This window comes from Nostoc sp. GT001, from assembly GCF_030382115.1.
Lineage (GTDB): Bacteria > Cyanobacteriota > Cyanobacteriia > Cyanobacteriales > Nostocaceae > Nostoc.
On record NZ_JAUDRJ010000003.1, the window covers coordinates 4,239,044 to 4,258,342 of the forward strand.

The window sequence follows — 19,299 nt, forward strand, 5'->3', positions numbered from 1 at the left end:
TTCAAAATTCAAAATGAATACAGCGTAAGCATTCCATTGATTTGGAATGGGTGCTTCATTTTCAGCAAAAGCTAAGATTCCTGACTTTTTAGAGAAGTCAGGAATTTTAGTATTAAAATCGCAGTGTGTTTAATTTTTGGACTTGAGTAAGAGATAAAATAATTGTCCATTGCTGACTGTAACACCAGCGCGATCGCCTGCAATTTTCCCAGTACCTAAAAAATAATCCACTCTACCTGCACCTTTAATTGCACCTCCAGCGTCTTGGTCAAGAACATAGCGGCTAATAATCTGCTCCTGCATTTTTCCGGTAGGATTAACGAAGGGAATAGAAGCGCGAATTAACGCTAAAGCACCAGGAGGCATCAGAGATTTATCTGTAGCAATAGAACGCTCTGCTGTTAATGGTACGTTGATCGAACCTTGAGCTGGCTTTCCGTGATTTTCTTGAAAAAAAACAAAGCTGCGATCGCGCGGAATATAAATATTTAATTCTTGGGGATGTTTTTGGAAATAATCGAGAATAATCGGCATAGTTACACCTTCTTGCGGTAACTTGCCATCATCTATTAATTCTCGCCCAATACTTTTGTAGTTATAAGCGGTGTTACCCGCATAGCCGATTGTGGTTTGAGTCCCATCGGGAAGCTGAAGTTTCGCTGAACCTTGAATTTGAGCTAGATATGGTTCGAGGCGAGAGCGAAACCAAAATAACTCTAATCCTCGCAATTTGCCTTTTGCACTTTGTAAAGCATCTGCTCCTTCTAACTCCTCGCGTGTCGGATGAGGCTTAGTCCAAGAGTTGAAATCAGGAGGTAAGCGATAAACAGGATAGCGATATTCTGTTGTCGGGACGCGGCTAGCTGCGTAAAGTGGCTCATAATAGGCGGTGAATAAAACGGAACCTTGGTTATCTTTACCGACTGACTGGTAAAGAACAAATTCCCGCTCAATGGCTTGGTGTAATTCTGTCGCAGAATTGGTTTTTAATAGGAGTTCGCGGAATCTTTGCAAACTTTTGATGACGCGATCGCGCGTAATCCCAGCCACCGGATAATTTTGATAAGCAGCCGCCGCATTAGCTGTTTGCAGATATTGGAGACTGCGAGCGATCGCACTTATCAGTGCCTTTTTCTCTGGTATTTCTCCATAAATTACTTCATCCAAACAAGAGGTATCACTTTCACAACAAGTAATTGGTAGTCTTGGGATTAATGGTAATTTTTGTTTTTGTGGAAATGCATCTTGATTTTCACCAGTCAAGGACACTGGAATATTCCACTTTTTCACCTGACATTCTGGTGAAATGACTTCTCGATGAGTCAAAGATTGCATCCGCACCAGGAAAATCGACAAAACTACAGGTAAGCTGATGGCAATAATTTGATTAAACTTTCTTAATCCAGTAAGTGTCTTTTTCATTAAAATTCAAAATGTTTAAGATTCTCCCACCTCGCTCAAATTCTAAAATCAAACACCAAAAAATTTTCTAATCCCCAATCCCCTATTCATTCATATTACGGTAAGTCGCAACAGCAGAAGGCGATATTCGGTTCAAATATCGGAAGATCCAATACTTAAAAATAGTATCTAAAATCACCGGAAATGTAGCAATAAATAAGAAGATAAAATCTCTATTTGCTGGTAATCCCCAATGACGTGATACTCCTTCTAGCAGTACTTCCCAGCCATGAGGAGAGTGGAATCCTACAAAGATATCAGTAAACAAAATAATGATAAACGCCTTTGCACTGTCACTAAGTCCATAAACAATATTATCAAAGAAATCTTTGACTACAGCAATAGAAGACTTACTGACTAACAAAAGCCAGATAAAAGCAACCACCGAGAACATATCTGCAAAAACATTTTTGATAGCACCAGAACTTTCTTGACGAAATTCTTCAGCAAGCTCTTTCGCCTTATTTTTCATTTCAGTCTCCATCTGCTCAGGTAACAGTGGAGGGGCTTTGATAATAAGATTTTCAAACTTGAGTTTTTCTTCAAATCTTTGTAATTCTACAAGAGCTTCCTCTTCCATTTCGGAATTGAGAAATATCTGCATTTCCTGAGTGCTTCTAAATTTATCAATAATTGGCCCAACTACAAAAGCTTTTGCTATTTGATGTGTTAAAAGTGGTACAATAATTAATAGTAAAATAAACCTGATAGAGATTATTGTTCTTTTCTGAGTTTGACGAAAACTCTGAATTACTTCTTGTTCCGAATTAGGGTCTAATTCAACTTGCAGACGACTGATAGTACTTAAAATAGAGCGAGGTAAAACACCCATTGTATCGGTTTTACTCTTGGCTTTTGGTTTATGATTTAAGTCTTGATTTGGTATTTTGGGTGGTAATGTTGGAGTATTGACGAGCAGCAATTTTTCGTCAGATGTGACAGAGTTAACTGGGAGATTTGGAGGTTGTACTACTAAAGCTTTGGAAGTTGTTTGATCGGAACTTGTTGTGTATTTAGATATAACTTGGTCGATATAGTTTAGCTTTTCTAAAACTAAAGAAGGACTTAGATACTCTATACCTGCTTTCTCGGCAGCTTTTTGATTCTCTTCATTTAGAAACCAACGGCTTCCTCTAAACTCCGTCAACCGCATCCTGGCAATTTTTAATAGCTTCTTAAGGTCTGACTCAAAATAATCCATCACACTGTTACTGTACATGGTTGAGTCATTGTCTATTTTATTACCATTGAAATGCTTATCTTCTATTTCCTGAATTTTTAATGCTGCATTGTAAGCTTCATCTAAAGAACGTTCAGGAGTCTGTAAGTACCATCGATAAGCAGCAAGTAAGAAAGAATAGATTTTTTGACTAAAAACAGAGTTTTTCATTGCAGACAATCATTCAGCATTGTTTGATGACTATTAACCTTAAGTTAACGCACGAGGTATACTAACAAATCTACAAGGAGAAAGTTTGTGGTTTCTCATTCGGTTTGGATTGTTGGCACTAGCCGCAGTGGTAAGACAGCTCGCTTGGTAGAGCAATTTTGTAATTGGGTAACATCAGAAAAACAATATACTGAATCATTTTATACAAAAAAAACAGGACGTAAAAAAACTGGTCATGTACCCGAATTTTTATATCTCAAGCAAACAGAGCCGGGTGTTTTAGTTTTAGCTGCCAATGATGATAATCGTCGAGAATTAGGAGATATAATTGTTACCTCCACCTTGGGTAAATATCCGGTTCGTGCCAAGACGCCACTAGGTTTTTTTCAGGATGAAGTCATTTTATTTTGGCCGTTGCTGATTAACTCATTGAACCTGAAAGCACAGTTTCCGGTAAGATTGCGACCAGAAACCGAACAAGAGTTAGCAACCAAACTTTGGCGTCCGCAATTAGACGAAGAAATTTTACGTCTGGCGGGAGTGAATGAATCTCGCTTGGTGCGTCGCATCTTGGACTTATTACAATTAGCAGCTTACAGTGGTATACCTTGTGAAGATATTGCCCAGATTTTAGCCAAGGGTCTAGGGGAAAATACCACAACTTTAGAGCCGGAATTTTTAGCATCTTTGCTGCTAGATTGGCGTAATTGGTGTTTAGAGAGGGGTTTACTGACTTATGGGATTATTACCGAACTTTATAGTCAGCATTTATTGAGCGATCGCAACTACCAACAGCACCTAACTAAACGCTATCAGGCAGTACTAGCGGATGATGTCGATGACTATCCTAGCGTAGCGCGTCTTTTGTTTGAGTTGCTATTAGATCGAGGTGCAGTTGGCGCGTTTAGCTATAATCCTGACGGTGCGGTGCGATTGGGATTGGGAGCAGACCCCAGCTATCTAGAAAGGTTATCAGAGCGTTGTCGGGTAGAAATCTTGAATGGGCCGCCTCCAGAGTCTTTGAGCGAGCAACTGACTAAACAGATGGTGGAATTAGTCACAGAACCGATGGTAATGTTGAGTTTACCAAAAACGGTGTATTCAATTCAAACCACCTCCCGCGCCCAATTATTGCGGCAAACAGCAGAGGAAATTGCTAATGCCATCCAATCGCAGCAAGTGCAACCGGAAGAAGTGGCGATTATTGCACCAGGTTTAGATGCGATCGCTCGTTATACTCTAGTAGAAATCCTGATTAAACAAAATATCCCAGTAGAATCGCTGAATGACCAACGTCCCTTAATTAGTTCACCCGTCATTCGCGCCTTACTCACCATGCTGGCACTAGTTTATCCCGGCTTGGGACGCCTTGTAGATCGGGATGCCGTCGCAGAAATGCTGGTTGTCTTGAGTAGGAAACAACAACCACCAGAAAACTCCTCACTCCTAACTCCTAACTCCTCACTCAGCACTCACAACTCAGCACTCAGCACTCAAATTGATCCGGTACGTGCTGGTTTAATTGCAGATTACTGCTTTGTCCCCCATCCCGATCGCCCCAACTTGCTACCAGTATCAACGTTTGAGCGCTGGGATCGAATCGGTTATGCAGCGACTACAGCCTATAATGAGATATTAGAGTGGTTAGAACAGCAGCGATCGCAACAAGAACTGCGGTTAATTCCCAGTCCTATTTCTCTGTTAGACAGATCAATTCAACGCTTTTTGTGGAATGGGAGCAATCTCCCTTACGAACAACTAGCAGCATTGCGGGAATTATTAGAAACCGCCCAACACTACTGGGAAATTGACACCAGGTTACGACAAATTGCCCCAGTTGAGACAACGCCTCATACAACTATTATCGAATTCATTCAATTACTGCGACGTGGTACGATTACCGCCAACCCTTACCCCGTGCGTCCCATTGGTGGAGCGAGAAAAGCTGTCACCTTAGCAACTATATTTCAATATCGATCTAGTAGGCGATCGCACCGATGGCATTTTTGGCTAGATGCTGGTTCACCCCTGTGGGCGAAAGGTGGTGCAGCAACTTTGTTCGGTGCGCCGTTTTTTCTGCGAGATAGATTAGGCGAACCTTGGACAGCAGAAGATGAGAAATTGGCAGAAGAACAACGACTGCGAAGAATTTTGACAGATTTACTCTCTCGTGTATCGGAGAGAGTTTATTTGTGTCACAGCGATTTAGCCGTGAATGGACAAGAACAATTAGGGCCGCTGTTACCCTTAGTGAATGCTTGTGTGACGGTTATTTCTGAGGCTAATGTTAATTGAGTTTATTTATATACCCTACTGTAACTGATAGCAAGGGACTTCCAAATAAAAAAATATACAACTATTTATTGTGGGGTGGGTGTCTCGCCATTGGTGTCAACTTAACGCGAAACCGCACGTCCGCCAGGGATTGTAAATCCCTGTCTCATAGCTAAAGTCCTCTTCAGAGGACTTTAGAGGATGTTTGAAAAGTCCTTTTGTCGGTATCAAATAGTTTTAGATCCCCCCTAACCCCCCTTAAAAAAGGGGGGAACCAGAATCAAAGTCCCCCTTTTTAAGGGGGATTTAGCTAGGGGGATCTAAAAGTGCCTAACCCTCTTCTGTCACTCTCCGAAAACATTTGCCTTTTCTAAAATCTAGAGCTTTTGTATAGCAAGCGATTGCGCGATTCTTTTCTAATAGTAAATACAAGACCCATTTTTTTCTAATAGTATAGCTTGTATTGATTGCCTCATGAGGCTTCTAGCGATCGCCCTCCCGGAGAGTGACAGAAGAGGGCTAAAGTCACAGCGAAACACTTTTCAAACAACCTCTTAGAGCGCAAAAATTTTCAGTCTACTTCAGTAGACTTGAGCAATTAGTCAGGGATTTACAATCCCTGGCTGGCGGGTGAACAACACCCAATCAGTACGCTATTTTTGGCTTAAGTTGACACCAGTGGCGACACGATAGCCCAGTCCATAGGGCGCTCATGTTGCCCACTCCACAATATTGGATAATTTATTTCTTGGAGTTCCCCAATCAAAAAATTCAGGTTGCTAAACCGTTACTATCGTCAAAATAGCCTGTATTAATACTTCTAGCTCAATTGGTTTAGAAATATGATGTTGAAATCCGGCGGCTAGTGCTTGTTGTCGATCAATTTCTCCCGCATAGGCAGTCAGGGCGATCGCTGGAATTTCTCCGCCTTGATCGGGTGACTGGTTTCTAATTTGACGAATTAGGGTGTAGCCATCCATATCGGGCATACCAATATCACTAATTAACAAATCAAATTTTGCTTGCATCAAATTGCTCAGAGCATCATGTGCTGAGTCTGCTTCAGTCACTTGTGCCCCGTACTGTTCTAGCACAAAGGCAATAAACTCCCGCGAATCTCTATCATCGTCTACAAGCAGCGTTTGCAATCCATTGAGATTTAAATCTGAGCGATCGCGATCGGCTGTATTAATTTGATTCAATGTTGAAGTAGCGATCAGTGGCAGTTTAACTTTAAATACTGCTCCTTGCCTTCTCCAGGACTGTCTGCGTGAACAGTTCCGCCGTGCAATTCAACCAAATGACGCACGATGGCTAACCCTAACCCCAACCCGCCAAATTTTCGCGTCGTTGTCCCATCGGCTTGGCGGAAGTAGTCAAAGACGTAGGGCAGAAACTCACCAGAGATGCCCCTACCATTGTCGCTGACAGTAATTTGAGTGTATTCCGCAGCATGAGTATCTGCTTCATTCTCAATTGTTTCTAACCGCACCTCTACTCGACCACCCGGTGAGGTAAATTTAATCGCGTTAGAAAGTAGATTCCAAACAACTTGTTGCAAACGACCAGAATCACCCAACACTGGCCCAACATTCGGTTCAAATATTGTTTGAATCTGAATAGATTTAGCTTCAGCAGCCAGCCGCACGGTTTCAAGGGCAGCTTTGATCGTAGAATTTAGACCGACTGGAACTGTGTTTAAATTCAACTTTCCTTGGAGAATACGCGACACATCGAGTAAATCTTCGATTAGTTGTGCTTGCAGTTTCGCGTTGCGCTCAATGGATTCGAGAGCGTACTGAGTTTTGGCTGCATCCTGATGACTCTTTTGGAGAATTCTTGCCCAACCCAGAATTGGATTTAGGGGCGATCGCAATTCATGAGACAACACTGCTAGAAACTCATCTTTGATGCGGTTAGCTTGCTCCGCTTGTTCAGTCTGTTGCTGCAAAGAAATCATCAGTTGATTGAGGCGATCGTTTTGCTCTTTCAGCAATGCTTCTGCTCGCTTACGTTCGGTGATATCTGACAGAATAAAAACTGCGCCTGTGAGAGTCCCATCCCCATCAAGTACCGGGTCAATAGTTTTGGCAAACCAGCGTTCTTGGAACTGGAATTCGAGAATTTCCCGTTGGTGACTTTCTTTCGCACGGCGAAAACAAGTGCCATCGCCGATTCCCAATTTTGCGCCCATCAGTTCATTGTGGGCATAACCTAAGATTTCGTGGGAGGGCTTGTTAAAAAGCTGCATCATCGCTCGATTACAGCGTATAATTATCCCTTCTCGGTCTACCAGAGATACGCCGTCGTTCATGGAGTCAAAGGTGGTTTGCCACTCTCGCGCTGAGGACAAAGCAGCTTCCTCTGCTCGGCGAATTCGCAGCAGCGATCGCAAAGTGGCAAGCAGTTCAATTGGTTCAACAGGTTGCACCAGATAAGCATCGGCACCACTATCCAAGCCTTCTGCTTTATCCTGGCTTTGGACAAAACTTGCAGAAAGGTGTAGCACAGGGATAAAAGCCGTTTCCGGGTTTGCCTTAATTTGGCGACAGACTTCAAAGCCGCTGATATCTGGTAATTGGACATCTAAAATTACTAAGTCAGGCTGAAGCTTTGCAACAGCTTCTAAACCTGTTGCTCCATTTGCCGCTTCCACAACGCTAAAACCTGCATTTTGCAAAATACGGGTAACAACGTAACGATTGGCTTCGTTATCGTCAACATGCAGGATCGTAACCCGTGGCTCAGACATGACTTTTCCCTGAAACCTCTAGAACAAGTCCGGCTTTGATGAGCGCATCTTGAAGTTGGGCAATTGCCGTAGTTTGAGAGCCTATTTCTTTGGAAACAATGGCTATACTTTGCGCCGCTAACCTGCTCTGCGCTTCTGCATCCAGTTGAGCAGATGAGTGAATAATCACAGGAATCGACTGAGTGACGGAATTGTTTTTAAGTTGCTTGAGTACATCAAACCCGTCGATCTCTGGCATCTCCAAGTCCAGCACAATGGCGTTTGGCTGCTCCCGTTGTGCCAAATTTAACCCTTCTTTTCCATTCGTGGCTTCTAAAATGCTCAAAGGTGTATTTATTAACAACTGTTTCACAAGATATCGATAGGCGGGGTCATCGTCAATTAACAAGACTTTTTGAGGCTTGTTCTCAGTAATTAGCCTATTAAGTTTGTTCAACAGCGGCAATCTGTCTACCGGCTTAATTAGGAAACCGTTTGCTCCTAGCGCCAGTGCTTGCTTTTCGTTATCAACAATGGTAATAACCAGTACAGGGATAGTGCGGGTTGTTTCATCTCCTTTGATTTCTCGCAAGAACGTCCAGCCGTTTTGCCCCTCCAGCAGAATATCTAGTATAATCGCCGTCGGTCGAAGTTTTTGTAAGGCCAGCCTTGCCTGAGCTAAGGTGCGGGTAGCAATCAATTGATAGATTGATTCCTGAAGGTGCTTTTCATAAATAAATAGGGTTTCTGGATGATCTTCAACCACCAGAATGGGCAGGCGAGTTAGCTCAACTGATGCGATTGGTTGCAGTACGGTAGTCAATTCGGTGGCATTTGGGTAGACGATGGGAATCAAGGCTGTAAAGGTAGAGCCTTCACCTAGCTGACTTTTCACCGAAATGCTGCCCCCAAGTAGTTCCGCTAGCTTGCGCGATAACGGCAATCCTAACCCGGTTCCCTTTACCTGCTTTTGCAGAGGGGAGTCAATTTGCATAAAATCTTCAAAAATCCGTTCTTCATCGCCAGGAGCAATGCCGATGCCTGTATCAGATACAGAGAAGGTGATGGTATGACCCGTTTGCACAGCGCTGACGCGCACCTCTCCCCGCTCGGTAAATTTCAGCGCATTTGAGACAAAATTTCTGAGAATTTGAGCAATTTTGCCCTCATCGCTATAGAGCGGTGGAATGTCTTCAGCTTCCTCGACAATTAGGGTGACAGAGGAACCTTGAACCAATAATGGGCGTAGCATCCCCCGCAGCGTGGCAAACAAATCACTCACTTCAAAGGAACTGGGACGCACTTCAATTTTTCCAGCTTCCACCTTTGCCAAATCCAGCAAATCATTGACCAATTCTGATAATCCGTTCGTCGCCTTTTGGATGAATGTCACCTGCTTTTCTTGCTCGATAGTTAAATCCCCATCCATCCGGGTTAGCAGCATCCGAGAGAGGGACAAAATCGAGTTGAGCGGCGTGCGAAACTCGTGACTCATATTCGAGAGAAAGCGGGTTTTTAGATCGTTTACCTGTTGCAGAGAACTGGCTTTCTCATCTAGTTCTGCATAGAGGGCAACTACACCACGATTAGTATCTTCCAACTCTTGATTGAGTTGGCTTAATTCTTCCTCGCGCTTCCGTAGCTCTGCCATAGCCCGGAGTAATTCTTGGTTTTGCTGCTGAATTTCTTGATAGGGATTTTCAGGCGATCGCCCCATTATGGTTTCTCGAATCTGCTGCAATTGCGAATCGGTGAAAGTAGGTGTGCGTTTCGACAACCTTTTGCCGATTGTTACCGTTGTTCCCTGTCCCGGTAGCGATTCAATCTCAAACAAATCCATCAACCGACGAGTACCCACGATGCCTAGACCCGCTCCCGTCTCAGAGGTGTAGCGTCCGGCCAAAACGTCCTCTAAATCAGGAATGCCCCCACCCCGATCTTGAATCTGAATCAGAAAGGCTTGCGGCTCTCCTACCACAGAAAATTCAACTGTTCCACCTTCGGCATATTGAAAGGCATTACGGGCAATTTCGGAAACTGCCGTTGCCAATCGCGCCCGATCTTGCACATCAAAGCCCAACTGCTCGGCGATCTCACGAGTTCGTTGCCGAGCTTGCACAACATCTTGTTCGTACTGAATGGCGATCGCCAAAAGGATTGTCAAGTCGCTTCGCTCCAATTCAAAATTCTTAAACTTCTAGTTATTTTTCGCGTTCTTTAAGTAATGAGTAAGAAGTAATGAGTAATGAGTAATGAGTAATGAGTAAATACCCATTACTTATAAAGCAATACGGTTCAGTTAAGCATTGTTTTCCTCTCTCTGTTCCCTCTGCGCCTCTGCGGTTCGTTAAAAAAATTGACTTTGATAAAGAGTTTTAGCCTTAACTGAACTGTATTGACTTATAAAGTAAAGTTGAATTACCACATTCTTTTTTTACTCATGATTAATTATAACGTAAGTATCAGTATTCAAGAAAGAACAGAAAACTTTGCAATAAGAGTTATTAAAGCTTATTCCGAGCTAAATAAAAGACCTTTTGACGACGCTGGTAAAATCTTGTCTAAACAATTTTTAAGAAGCGGGACATCAATAGGTGCAAACTGTTCAGAAGCTAAATATGCACAATCCAATAAAGACTTTATCAATAAGTATTCTATAGCCTTAAAGGAAGCCAACGAAACCATTTATTGGATAAAAATAATGATCAAATCGGAGTTGGTGTCAAAATCAAAATTTCAAAATCTGATAGAAGAGAATGAAAGAATTATTAAAATATTAACAACTTCAATCAACAAATTGAAAGAAAAATAAAAAACAATCCACTCATTACTCATTACTCATTACTCATTACTCATTACTCATTACTCATTACTCATTACTCATTACTCATTACTCATTACTCATTACTCATTACTCATTTGCCTTAACTGCCCATTCCTTTCGCAACTAACACCGTAACATCGTCCCGCTCTCGGTAAAAGTCTCGGTATAGCACACCTGCAATCAGGCTGGGATGTTTTTGCATCAAGCCGGGATAACGAGCAATCTGCCACTTAGCGCCTAATCCGTCAGAATGCATAATTAAAATTCCGTTGGCATACCAGGGATAGCTAAACTCTTGAATTTTGCGGATTTCATGTCCGACCGTGCCATTGTGAGATAGCAGATGACGATGCTCAGTAAAGGAGAAAATGCTAGCAGCGATGTTGCCAATTCCAGCAAAGCGGACAGACTGTTGTTCAAAGTCGATTTCGGCAATGGCAAGTACTGCCCCTCGCGTACTTCGCAAGGCGGCGTGGGCAGCTTCGACGATCGCACCCGGAGAACGATGATGATGTTCTTGAAAGATTCTTACGGCTGCGTCAGCAGCAGAAGCAGCCGCAGGCCCGTGCCCTAAACCATCAGCTACTAACAACAGACTACGGCAACAATCGACTTCCGATGTCCAGGTATCTCCTGAAACCTCTTCTCCTTGTTTGGGCAAACAGATTGCTCCAATTTCTAAAATCTTCTCAGGTTGATGGGGTGCTGAGTCTGTCCAGATATGGGCGAGAAGGGCTGTACCTTGGTTGGGAACGGAGTAAATTTCCAATAAACTAGAAAGGCGACGAATTGCACCCATACCATTGCCCAAGGTTCCGGCTGTGGAAAAGCCATCTTGCAAACACTCATCCACATCGACCATTCCCCGTCCTTTATCTAGCGATAAGATTTCAATGCCAACTCTGGAATCTTCCTTGAGCGATCGCAGCAACACGACTCCGCCGTGGGCGTGCTGTACCAGATTGTTCGCAATTTCTGTCACCACAATCCCAACCTTGCCCCGTTCTGTTTCTTGAAAACCGAGCCGAGTTGCTAAAGCCATCGCTACCCGTCTAGCTTCCCCAGCTTGGCTAGATTCAGTAATTGTGACGGCGACAGATTCTCTCATTTTATTTCCATCGTACAATTATTATCCGTGTTCCTTCTCCCACCACAGACTGAATCTCAAACTCGTTGGCAAGTCGTTTGGCACCACCCAGCCCCATACCTAAGCCGTTGCCTGTGGTGAATCCATCCTTCAGCGCCAGTTCGATATCGGAAATTCCCGGCCCCCGATCTTCAAAGGTCAGTCGGAGTCCTCGTCGTCGCCCTTCCTGAAGCGTTTCTAGCTTGACTGTGCCGCCCCCTCCGTAGTCTAGGGTATTACGGGCTAACTCGCTGGCGGCGGTGATAATTTTAGTTTGGTCTACTAAGTTAAAGCCAATTTCCACGGCCAGCTGGCGCACAGACTGCCGAACTAAAACTACATCTATAGAAGATTGAATGTTAATCGTTTCAGTCTTCTCCATCATCATCTGCACCCCATTTAGTGGCAGTGATTTGATTTGTGGTTTCATTGAATGACGAGCGCAACAATGCCATACCCTTTTCAACGTTTAGGGCAGTGCGAATACCCGTCAGCGATAGCCCCAATTCCACTAGAGTAATTGCCACAGCAGGCTGCATCCCGACGACAACAGTCTCAGTATCCAGCACCCTTGATATTCTGGCAATGTTGGCTAAAATCCTACCAATGAAAGAATCAACAATCTCTAATCCCGAAATATCGATCAGGACACCGTGAGTGTGAGTTTGAGTGATCAGGTTTGTCAGGTCTTCTTGTAGCGTCATGGCAAGGTGATCGTGCATATCTACTTGGATTGTCACAAGTAGAAAATTGCCCATTTTAAGTATAGGAATGCGTTCCATTGCTTTCTTCCAGCTATTTGGATTGAGAGCGGGTAATGGTTGTTCCCAACCGTTTTAGCGCCGTCAGAAAGGCATCGGCTAAGGTTGCTTTTGTGACTACATTTGTCAAATCAATGCCGAGATAGACGATTGTTTGGGCAATTTGAGGACGAATGCCACTGATCATACAATCGGCTCCCATGAGACGGGCGGCAGTAATAGTCTTGAGCAGATGTTGAGCAGTCAGGGTATCGACAGTGGGAACCCCGGTAATATCAATAATGGCAACTTCTGAACTGGTTTCGACAATCTTCTGCAATAACAACTCCATCATCATTTGAGTCCGGGTACTATCCAGAGTACCGATTATCGGCAATGCCAAAATTCCCTCCCAGAGTTTAACCACTGGGGTAGACAGCTCCATCAACTCTTCCTGCTGCCGCAAAATCACCTCTTCCCGCGTCTTTTGATAGACTTCAACGGTCAGCAATCCTAGCTGATCGAGTAAGTTTGTGGCTAGCCAGATATTTTCACCCAACTCAATGGGGTCTTTCAATTGCTGACGCATTCGGTTGAAGAGGGGTTGCTTGAACGAAAAGACGAATGTAGCCGTTTCTGAGGGTGTGAAACCATTTTGCGATCGCGATCGAGAAATGCTGTTGAGCATCTCCCGCATATCTTGCCATGTCGCTGTCTGAATATTGGTAAAGTTGCCCTGCCCAACGGCAATCCGAAACAAACTAAGGAATTCCCGGCACTCCTCCTTTAGCTGTGCTTCTTTAATCAAGCCTCTCCGAATATTCACAGTGGCTAGTTCTTGAGTCCACTCCGACAGCAAGTCTGCCTCGAAGGTTTCTAATATCTCTGATATCTTACTTTCGCTCATCGTTTCTTTGAGGGCAACCGCTTTCATTAGTTCAAAATCAGTGTATGACGATTCAGCCCCAAATTAGATGAGTAATGAGTAATGAGTAATGAGTAATGAGTAATGAGTAATGGGTATTTACTTATTACTCATTACTCATTACTTAATAAATGCGAAGAATAACTTTTCCCACTGCAAATTTTACTCCTCTTAGATTGGAAAGGATTGTGCATGAATTTTTGACCCCTAAAAAGGTACAAAGTCAACACACTCCCCTTTCGGGACTGTGGTTGACTTGGAACCGGAGAACGAGAAGGTACTTTATCGCGCCATAGGAGCAAAGGAAGACAGAGAAGCCCCAAAATAATTACTACTCCAGTCATGATCCAAACCATTAACCTATTTGGTCTATAGTTCCCTCCTTCAATTTGCCAGAAAACTTGGTTGTATCGCCATGCAGCTAAGGCAATAGTCGAAATTCCACAAATTACCAAAGCAACACCCAAATTTTCCGAGTTGGATAATTGATGTAATGGAGGTTCTTGCTGGGTAATAGCAAGATTCAACTGGCGCAGAAATATGCCAAATCGGGCGATCGCAAAACCAAAGCCAATCAATGCAATAGAAGTGCGTAGCCAAGCCAGAAAGGTACGTTCATTCGCTTGATGCTCCCTTTGACGGTCAATTTTCGGTGTTTTATCCATAATTATCTTCTGAGGCTAACAGGACTTACGCAACTGGCACAATTGCCTTTGATGCGGCGAAAGCGCACCTTCAATATCAGCAAAGTATTAATACTTACAGCCCAAGCGATCGCTAGAATCTTTAGAATAGTAAATAAGGTAAAGATATATATCAGAGTCAAAATCAATGGGACTATTCGGATTTGGCAAAAAGTCAGTTATGCCTACACCTGAAGAAGCTTTGTCAGGAAGGGCACAATCTATGTCAGTACCCGCCGCTCATTATGTCAACAAGAATCCTTTAAAACCTCCTTTTCCCGATGGATTAGAGAAGGCAATTTTTGGTTTGGGTTGTTTTTGGGGTGCAGAACGCAAATTCTGGCAACTTAAAGGAGTTTACACTACCGCAGTCGGTTATGCTGCTGGTTTAACACCCAACCCTACTTATGAAGAGGTATGTAGTGGGCGCACTGGTCACAATGAAGTGGTGTTGGTTGTGTTTGATCCCAAAGTGATTAGTTATGCCGAATTGCTGAAAGTCTTTTGGGAAAGCCACAATCCTACCCAAGGGATGCGTCAAGGTAATGATGCTGGCACTCAATACCGTTCGGGAATTTATGTATATTCCGAAAATCAAAAGCAGCTAGCAGAAGCATCGCGGGAAGCTTATCAGCAAGCCCTCAACAGTGCAGGTTATGGCAAGATTACTACAGAAATCTTGGATGCGCCGGAATTTTACTACGCTGAAGCTTACCATCAGCAATACCTGGCTAAAAATCCCAACGGGTATTGTGGTTTGGGAGGGACAAATGTTTCTTGTCCCGTAGGTGTAGTTGAATCGCAAGTTAGTAGTTAGAAGGAAGCGGGAGGGCAGAGGGGCAGGGGGCAGGGGGCAGGGGGCAGAGGGCAGAGGGGCAGGGGAGAATAAACAATACCAATGCCCAATACCCAATGCCCTACTAAAATGCAGATTGGAGTAAAGCGATCGCTCGAATCCACAACATAATACTAATAGGCGCTCCCAGGAGAATACCAGCGATCGCCCAGCCTCTCTGATGGGCTTTGAATTGTTCAATACTGCGCCACTGCCTACTTTTCCAAGCCCATTCATTGCCTTTTGCACCGAGTGCGATCGCCATTATCCACCAAGCATTAGGTACAAAACAGAATAAACCATACCATACTTGATTCGGCCACATCCACAACCAAGGCATCAGAAAAGCGCCCCAATTCCAACCAAGAATTTCCTCTGGGACTGTTTCATTGTGATTATTGATCCCGCATCCAGAATTGTTGATTATTTCTTTTAACGGCAAAAGCTGATTCTTATTTGCAGATTTGACAGTCAGTCCCGATTTGAGAGCATTTAATGCTTGACTGGCACTAGTAAATCTTTGTTCGGGAGCGGGTTCTATCAACTTTTGTAGCCAACTAACAAAACTGGGACTCAAGTTAACTCGGTCTGTAAATTGTAGTCGCAAATCTTGCTGGGGTAAATCAGAGGGGGAAGTTCCAGTGAGCAAATGAATCAAAGTCGCTCCCAGTGCATATAAGTCTGAAGCCGCAACAGCTCGACCACCAAATTGTTCCATCGGGGCATAACCATAAGTACCGACAACGGTAAAAGTAACGCCTTCTCTTGCCGCTTTGTCTTGAACTGCGCCAAAATCAACCAAATAAATCCGATTATCGTCGCCCCAGATTAAATTACTCGGTTTAATATCTCTATGCAACACTCCAGGATTCAATTCATGTAGATAGGTGAGAATATTTAAAACCTCAACAGCAATTTTTCTCGCTCGCTTTTCACTAAACCTTTGGCCAGCAGCAAGTTTTTCTTTAAGCGACTCACCAGGAATATATTCTTGGATTAAGGCAAACCAAAGTGTGCGATCGTCGATACAAAAATAATCTATATATCGAGGGATGCGGGGATGATTTAGCTGCTTAAGAATTTGTGCTTCCCTCTCAAAAAGTTTCAGGTCATCCCACTGTACAGTACCGCCAAAGGCCAAAAGTTTGACCACAACGATAGAATTTTCGCCATCAGAGGCTTGTAAATCCAATGCTTGCCAAGTTTGGCGAATTCCATTGTTGCCGAGTTGCCGTTGAATTTGATAACGGTCTTGTAATATCTGTTCTGGTTGCAGCATCTTACACCTGCTGGCAATTTACGTTGATTTAATTCCCTTATATTCAAGGATAGTCATTATCTACAGAAACTGTCAGAGCATTAGATGCAGAATGTGAGTTTGTAGGTTACAGATAATTTTTGCGATAGTAAGCTTGATATTCCGCAGACAGCAGAGGTTCCCACCAATCACGATGATTGAGATACCATTCAACTGTTAAACGTAAACCCTCAGTAATTGTTACTGAAGGCGTCCAACCAAGCTGAGTTTTAATTTTGTTTGCATTAATTGCATATCTGCGATCGTGTCCCTGTCTATCCTTAACAAAAGTAATCAATTGCTTTGCTGGATGTATAGGTAAATCAGGTGATAATTCATCCATCAACTGGCACAAAAGCTGTACGAGGTTAATATTTTCCACCTCATTGTTGCCACCTATATTGTATGTTTCTCCTGGTAGACCATGATTGATTACTACATCTAAAGCACGGCAATGATCGCCCACATAAAGCCAATCGCGTACATTTTTCCCATCACCATAAACAGGTAATGGTTTCCCGATCAAAGTGTTGATACACATCAGAGGAATTAGCTTTTCGGGAAACTGATAAGGGCCATAATTATTAGAGCAATTTGTGATAATGGTTGGAAGTTGATAAGTATGATAATAAGCACGCACTAAATGATCGCTACCCGCTTTTGAAGCTGAATAGGGACTATTAGGAGCGTAGGCTGTCGTTTCACAAAAAGCTGCGTCATCTGCGCCCAGGCTACCGTAGACTTCATCAGTAGAAACGTGCAGGAAACGATAATCAGATGGCTGTGCTTTCGCCTCCCAATGTTGCCGAAAAGCTTCCAGCAGCGTGAAAGTTCCTACCACATTAGTTTGCACAAAAGCAGCCGGCCCAAGAATCGAACGATCGACATGAGATTCAGCGGCAAAATGAGCGATGGTATCAATATTTTCCGTTGATAATAGGTTGTCTATGATGGTGCGATCGCAAATATCCCCCTGCACAAACCGAAAATTCTCTCTTCCCTCAACCAGCGCCAAGTTCAGACGATTTCCCGCGTATGTAAGAGCATCCAACACCACCACGCGATCGTCTGGATAAACCTGACACCAATGATGGACAAAATTCGCCCCAATAAACCCGGCACCCCCAGTAACTAATAACCGCCGATTCATTCAATTTCCTCTCTTCTCTCTGTGATCTGTGCGCCTCTGTGGTTAGTTTCTATTACTTAAAATATTTCTTCTTCAGCTTCCCATATATCTTTTGAGCGAGTAATTTCGCCATCCGTATTTTCGTCAAACTCTTAATATTAGATGGTTGCTGAATTTTGTGATCAAAAAACTCATTTAACTCATCCAGAATAACTTGGAAACGCTTAATAATATTTTCAGTCCGATGCTCAACAAAACAATCTTCGGATAAGCTAAAAACTTCCGAAGATTCAATCACCTTGAGAATTCGTTGGACATCATATTCTTGAGAATATCCAGCAATTTTATAACAATTAAATCCAGGATCTAAGTAATCGGCTAGTCCACCGTTGACACTAGAAAATACTTGACAACCACAAGCAAGAGCTTCCATTGGTTGTAGACCAAATCCTTCACTAACGCGCTGTTGTGCCCAGTACTCAGCAGAATCATAGAGGTAAACCTTCGCTCGGTTGAATAGTCCGGGTAAATCCTCTACATAAGAATCAACAACCAATACTTTACAACGTTTTTGCAACGCCGGAATCAATTCTTTAATTAAATATTCAGAAGACTTCCGAGCTTGAACTAAAACATCAATATCCCGTTCCAATCCTAAATTTTGAAACTCATCAGAAATTTGATTTGGCAAATAATAAATCAGAGAATTGGGTGATTTTTCTCCCCAATATCCCATTGTATAGCGGCTAACAGTGATGATTGGAATACTTGCAGGTAGCCTAAATCGATAACCTGCACTATGTGCATGATAAACAACATTGTATTGCTTAAGTTTAGCCACGAGTTTAGCTATATCAAATCCCCAACTGATCACAAAAATTACATCATTTAAATTTTGCTCTTTTAGCAAATCATCAATAAAAAGCTTATCTTTTTCCCGTTGACGGTAAGTTATAACTTCAGCACTACAGAAATTCTGAGCTAGATTAAGTGCTTTTAACTCAGCCCAAAGACCACCACAGGCAAATTTGCTATCTGTACCGGGAAGTAAGAAATAAAGTTTTCTCATAATTTTTGTATGGGAGTAGGAAGTAGAGAGTGTGGAGAGATGGGGGAGAAAATTTTATTTTGTCCTCCTCATATCTTCTTGCTCTCTTTATTCTTGCCAGCCCACTTTAACAAAATGTGCCTCACGCCCCCAAACATCTCGTGTACGGGTAATATTTTCAATTGCTAGGTTAAAAGGAATGGCAGTTGTTAGGTAACGCTGTGCCATAGAACCTAAATCTGGTGCGAGTTCCGCGGCCGTCGTTGCTGCTAATCCCAAACCTATAAGTTGCTCGATTGGTCGAAATGGTAGCAACAGATGCACACCGATAGCTAGTCCAGCCGTTAAGACCATTGCTACTGATAAATTTGTCCCACAACGGGGATGTACAGCCAAATCCCATTCTCCACTGGTGATGCGATGTCGAGCAAGTGTAACTGCACGCCGCAAATCACTAATATTTACCTCACCATAGAGGTAGAATCCTTGCTCAGTAGATAAACCGCCTAATAGTTCATTATCTAGTTGAACGTTAGTGAATTCTGCTGGAGCAGAATAGGGGCTTTTTGATTCGCTAAGAACCCAAACAGTAGCATGTTCTAAAGCATGAACCTGCCGCAGCATCAAAATTTCTTTCAACCCTGGAATAAATGATAGCTGTCTGAGTAAGTCGGCATCTTGTGTGTTTTGCGGAAAGTCTGAAGATTGGTCTTCCAGACTGGGAACCTTTTCAGATAGAGGTATCGTAAAATCAAAGTTAAAAAATTCAAAGGGAGACGAGCTACCCTGAAAAGAAGCGGAAGTATTCATTGAAACACTACTCCCAAAGCCGATGG

General features: G+C 43.1%; 16 protein-coding genes and 1 pseudogene. 4 read left to right on the plus strand and 13 right to left on the minus strand.

The window, feature by feature from the left end; genetic code table 11:
* Positions 1-129 precede the first annotated feature (129 nt).
* Together mltA and QUD05_RS20900 are read right to left on the minus strand one after the other, a co-directional pair.
* Complete coding sequence (gene mltA, locus QUD05_RS20895) at positions 130-1,422, minus strand: murein transglycosylase A (protein ID WP_289797740.1); 1,293 nt, start codon at positions 1,420-1,422, stop codon at positions 130-132.
* Positions 1,423-1,504: 82 nt separating this feature from the next.
* The gene (locus tag QUD05_RS20900; RefSeq protein WP_289797741.1) at positions 1,505-2,860 is read right to left on the minus strand and encodes a proton extrusion protein PcxA; all 1,356 of its coding nucleotides are present in this window, start codon (positions 2,858-2,860) and stop codon (positions 1,505-1,507) included.
* Positions 2,861-2,938: 78 nt separating this feature from the next.
* Here QUD05_RS20900 and QUD05_RS20905 point away from each other — a divergent pair, with 78 nt between their 5' ends.
* Positions 2,939-5,146 carry a PD-(D/E)XK nuclease family protein gene (locus QUD05_RS20905; protein ID WP_289797742.1) on the plus strand — a complete coding sequence of 736 codons (2,208 nt, stop codon included), beginning with the start codon at positions 2,939-2,941 and terminating at the stop codon, positions 5,144-5,146.
* Between the two features lie 758 nt (positions 5,147-5,904).
* Here QUD05_RS20905 and QUD05_RS20910 read toward each other — a convergent pair.
* Positions 5,905-7,877, minus strand: a pseudogene (locus QUD05_RS20910) (hybrid sensor histidine kinase/response regulator).
* Positions 7,870-10,035, minus strand: coding sequence for an ATP-binding protein (locus QUD05_RS20915; protein WP_289797743.1), 2,166 nt, complete (start codon positions 10,033-10,035; stop codon positions 7,870-7,872). Before QUD05_RS20915 ends, QUD05_RS20910 begins: the two are co-directional and overlap by 8 nt.
* Before the next feature lie 261 nt (positions 10,036-10,296).
* Here QUD05_RS20915 and QUD05_RS20920 point away from each other — a divergent pair, with 261 nt between their 5' ends.
* Positions 10,297-10,668, plus strand: a complete 372-nt coding sequence (locus tag QUD05_RS20920; RefSeq protein WP_289797744.1) for a four helix bundle protein — start codon at positions 10,297-10,299, stop codon at positions 10,666-10,668.
* 112 nt (positions 10,669-10,780) lie between these two features.
* Here the strand turns inward: QUD05_RS20920 and QUD05_RS20925 are convergent, their stop codons facing one another.
* From QUD05_RS20925 to QUD05_RS20945, 5 genes are all read right to left on the minus strand, one after another.
* Complete coding sequence (locus QUD05_RS20925; protein ID WP_289797745.1) at positions 10,781-11,788, minus strand: ATP-binding SpoIIE family protein phosphatase; 1,008 nt, start codon at positions 11,786-11,788, stop codon at positions 10,781-10,783.
* Between the two features lies 1 nt (position 11,789).
* Positions 11,790-12,236, minus strand: coding sequence for an anti-sigma regulatory factor (locus QUD05_RS20930; RefSeq protein ID WP_289797746.1), 447 nt, complete (start codon positions 12,234-12,236; stop codon positions 11,790-11,792).
* Positions 12,175-12,588 (minus strand): STAS domain-containing protein, encoded by a 414-nt coding sequence (locus tag QUD05_RS20935; protein WP_289797747.1) that lies wholly within the window; start codon positions 12,586-12,588, stop codon positions 12,175-12,177. Before QUD05_RS20935 ends, QUD05_RS20930 begins: the two co-directional genes overlap by 62 nt.
* A 13-nt stretch (positions 12,589-12,601) precedes the next feature.
* Positions 12,602-13,480 carry an STAS domain-containing protein gene (locus QUD05_RS20940; protein WP_289797748.1) on the minus strand — a complete coding sequence of 293 codons (879 nt, stop codon included), beginning with the start codon at positions 13,478-13,480 and terminating at the stop codon, positions 12,602-12,604.
* A gap of 104 nt (positions 13,481-13,584) precedes the next feature.
* The gene (locus QUD05_RS20945) at positions 13,585-14,136 is read right to left on the minus strand and encodes a YidH family protein (RefSeq protein ID WP_502911404.1); all 552 of its coding nucleotides are present in this window, start codon (positions 14,134-14,136) and stop codon (positions 13,585-13,587) included.
* Positions 14,137-14,187: 51 nt separating this feature from the next.
* Between QUD05_RS20945 and QUD05_RS20950 the strand changes: the two genes are divergently transcribed.
* Entirely contained in the window at positions 14,188-14,349 is a 162-nt protein-coding gene (locus tag QUD05_RS20950) for a hypothetical protein (protein ID WP_289800152.1), read from the plus strand.
* On the plus strand, positions 14,303-14,971 hold the full coding sequence (msrA, locus tag QUD05_RS20955; protein WP_289797749.1) for a peptide-methionine (S)-S-oxide reductase MsrA: 669 nt from the start codon (positions 14,303-14,305) through the stop codon (positions 14,969-14,971). The genes QUD05_RS20950 and msrA overlap by 47 nt, the downstream gene beginning before the upstream one ends.
* Positions 14,972-15,074: 103 nt before the next feature.
* Here msrA and QUD05_RS20960 read toward each other — a convergent pair whose 3' ends face one another.
* From QUD05_RS20960 to QUD05_RS20975, 4 genes are all read right to left on the minus strand, one after another.
* On the minus strand, positions 15,075-16,268 hold the full coding sequence (locus tag QUD05_RS20960; protein WP_289797750.1) for a serine/threonine protein kinase: 1,194 nt from the start codon (positions 16,266-16,268) through the stop codon (positions 15,075-15,077).
* Positions 16,269-16,374: 106 nt separating this feature from the next.
* Positions 16,375-17,436, minus strand: coding sequence for a dTDP-glucose 4,6-dehydratase (gene rfbB, locus QUD05_RS20965; RefSeq protein ID WP_289797751.1), 1,062 nt, complete (start codon positions 17,434-17,436; stop codon positions 16,375-16,377).
* Between the two features lie 52 nt (positions 17,437-17,488).
* Complete coding sequence (locus QUD05_RS20970; protein WP_289797752.1) at positions 17,489-18,484, minus strand: glycosyltransferase; 996 nt, start codon at positions 18,482-18,484, stop codon at positions 17,489-17,491.
* An 87-nt stretch (positions 18,485-18,571) separates the two neighbouring features.
* A complete protein-coding gene (locus tag QUD05_RS20975) occupies positions 18,572-19,273 on the minus strand; it encodes a DUF6391 domain-containing protein (protein WP_289797753.1) in 702 nt (233 codons plus the stop codon).
* Between the last annotated feature and the right edge of the window lie 26 nt (positions 19,274-19,299).

What these genes read in the sequence shown, in the direction of transcription:
- mltA (WP_289797740.1), bottom strand. Translation starts at nt 1,422, where the DNA reads ATGAAAAAGACACTTACTGGATTAAGAAAGTTTAATCAAATTATTGCC.
- QUD05_RS20920 (WP_289797744.1), top strand. Translation starts at nt 10,297, where the DNA reads ATGATTAATTATAACGTAAGTATCAGTATTCAAGAAAGAACAGAAAAC.
- QUD05_RS20925 (WP_289797745.1), bottom strand. Translation starts at nt 11,788, where the DNA reads ATGAGAGAATCTGTCGCCGTCACAATTACTGAATCTAGCCAAGCTGGG.
- QUD05_RS20930 (WP_289797746.1), bottom strand. Translation starts at nt 12,236, where the DNA reads ATGAAACCACAAATCAAATCACTGCCACTAAATGGGGTGCAGATGATG.
- QUD05_RS20935 (WP_289797747.1), bottom strand. Translation starts at nt 12,588, where the DNA reads ATGGAACGCATTCCTATACTTAAAATGGGCAATTTTCTACTTGTGACA.
- QUD05_RS20940 (WP_289797748.1), bottom strand. Translation starts at nt 13,480, where the DNA reads ATGAAAGCGGTTGCCCTCAAAGAAACGATGAGCGAAAGTAAGATATCA.
- QUD05_RS20945 (WP_502911404.1), bottom strand. Translation starts at nt 14,136, where the DNA reads ATGGATAAAACACCGAAAATTGACCGTCAAAGGGAGCATCAAGCGAAT.
- QUD05_RS20950 (WP_289800152.1), top strand. Translation starts at nt 14,188, where the DNA reads ATGCGGCGAAAGCGCACCTTCAATATCAGCAAAGTATTAATACTTACA.
- msrA (WP_289797749.1), top strand. Translation starts at nt 14,303, where the DNA reads ATGGGACTATTCGGATTTGGCAAAAAGTCAGTTATGCCTACACCTGAA.
- QUD05_RS20960 (WP_289797750.1), bottom strand. Translation starts at nt 16,268, where the DNA reads ATGCTGCAACCAGAACAGATATTACAAGACCGTTATCAAATTCAACGG.
- rfbB (WP_289797751.1), bottom strand. Translation starts at nt 17,436, where the DNA reads ATGAATCGGCGGTTATTAGTTACTGGGGGTGCCGGGTTTATTGGGGCG.
- QUD05_RS20970 (WP_289797752.1), bottom strand. Translation starts at nt 18,484, where the DNA reads ATGAGAAAACTTTATTTCTTACTTCCCGGTACAGATAGCAAATTTGCC.
- QUD05_RS20975 (WP_289797753.1), bottom strand. Translation starts at nt 19,273, where the DNA reads ATGAATACTTCCGCTTCTTTTCAGGGTAGCTCGTCTCCCTTTGAATTT.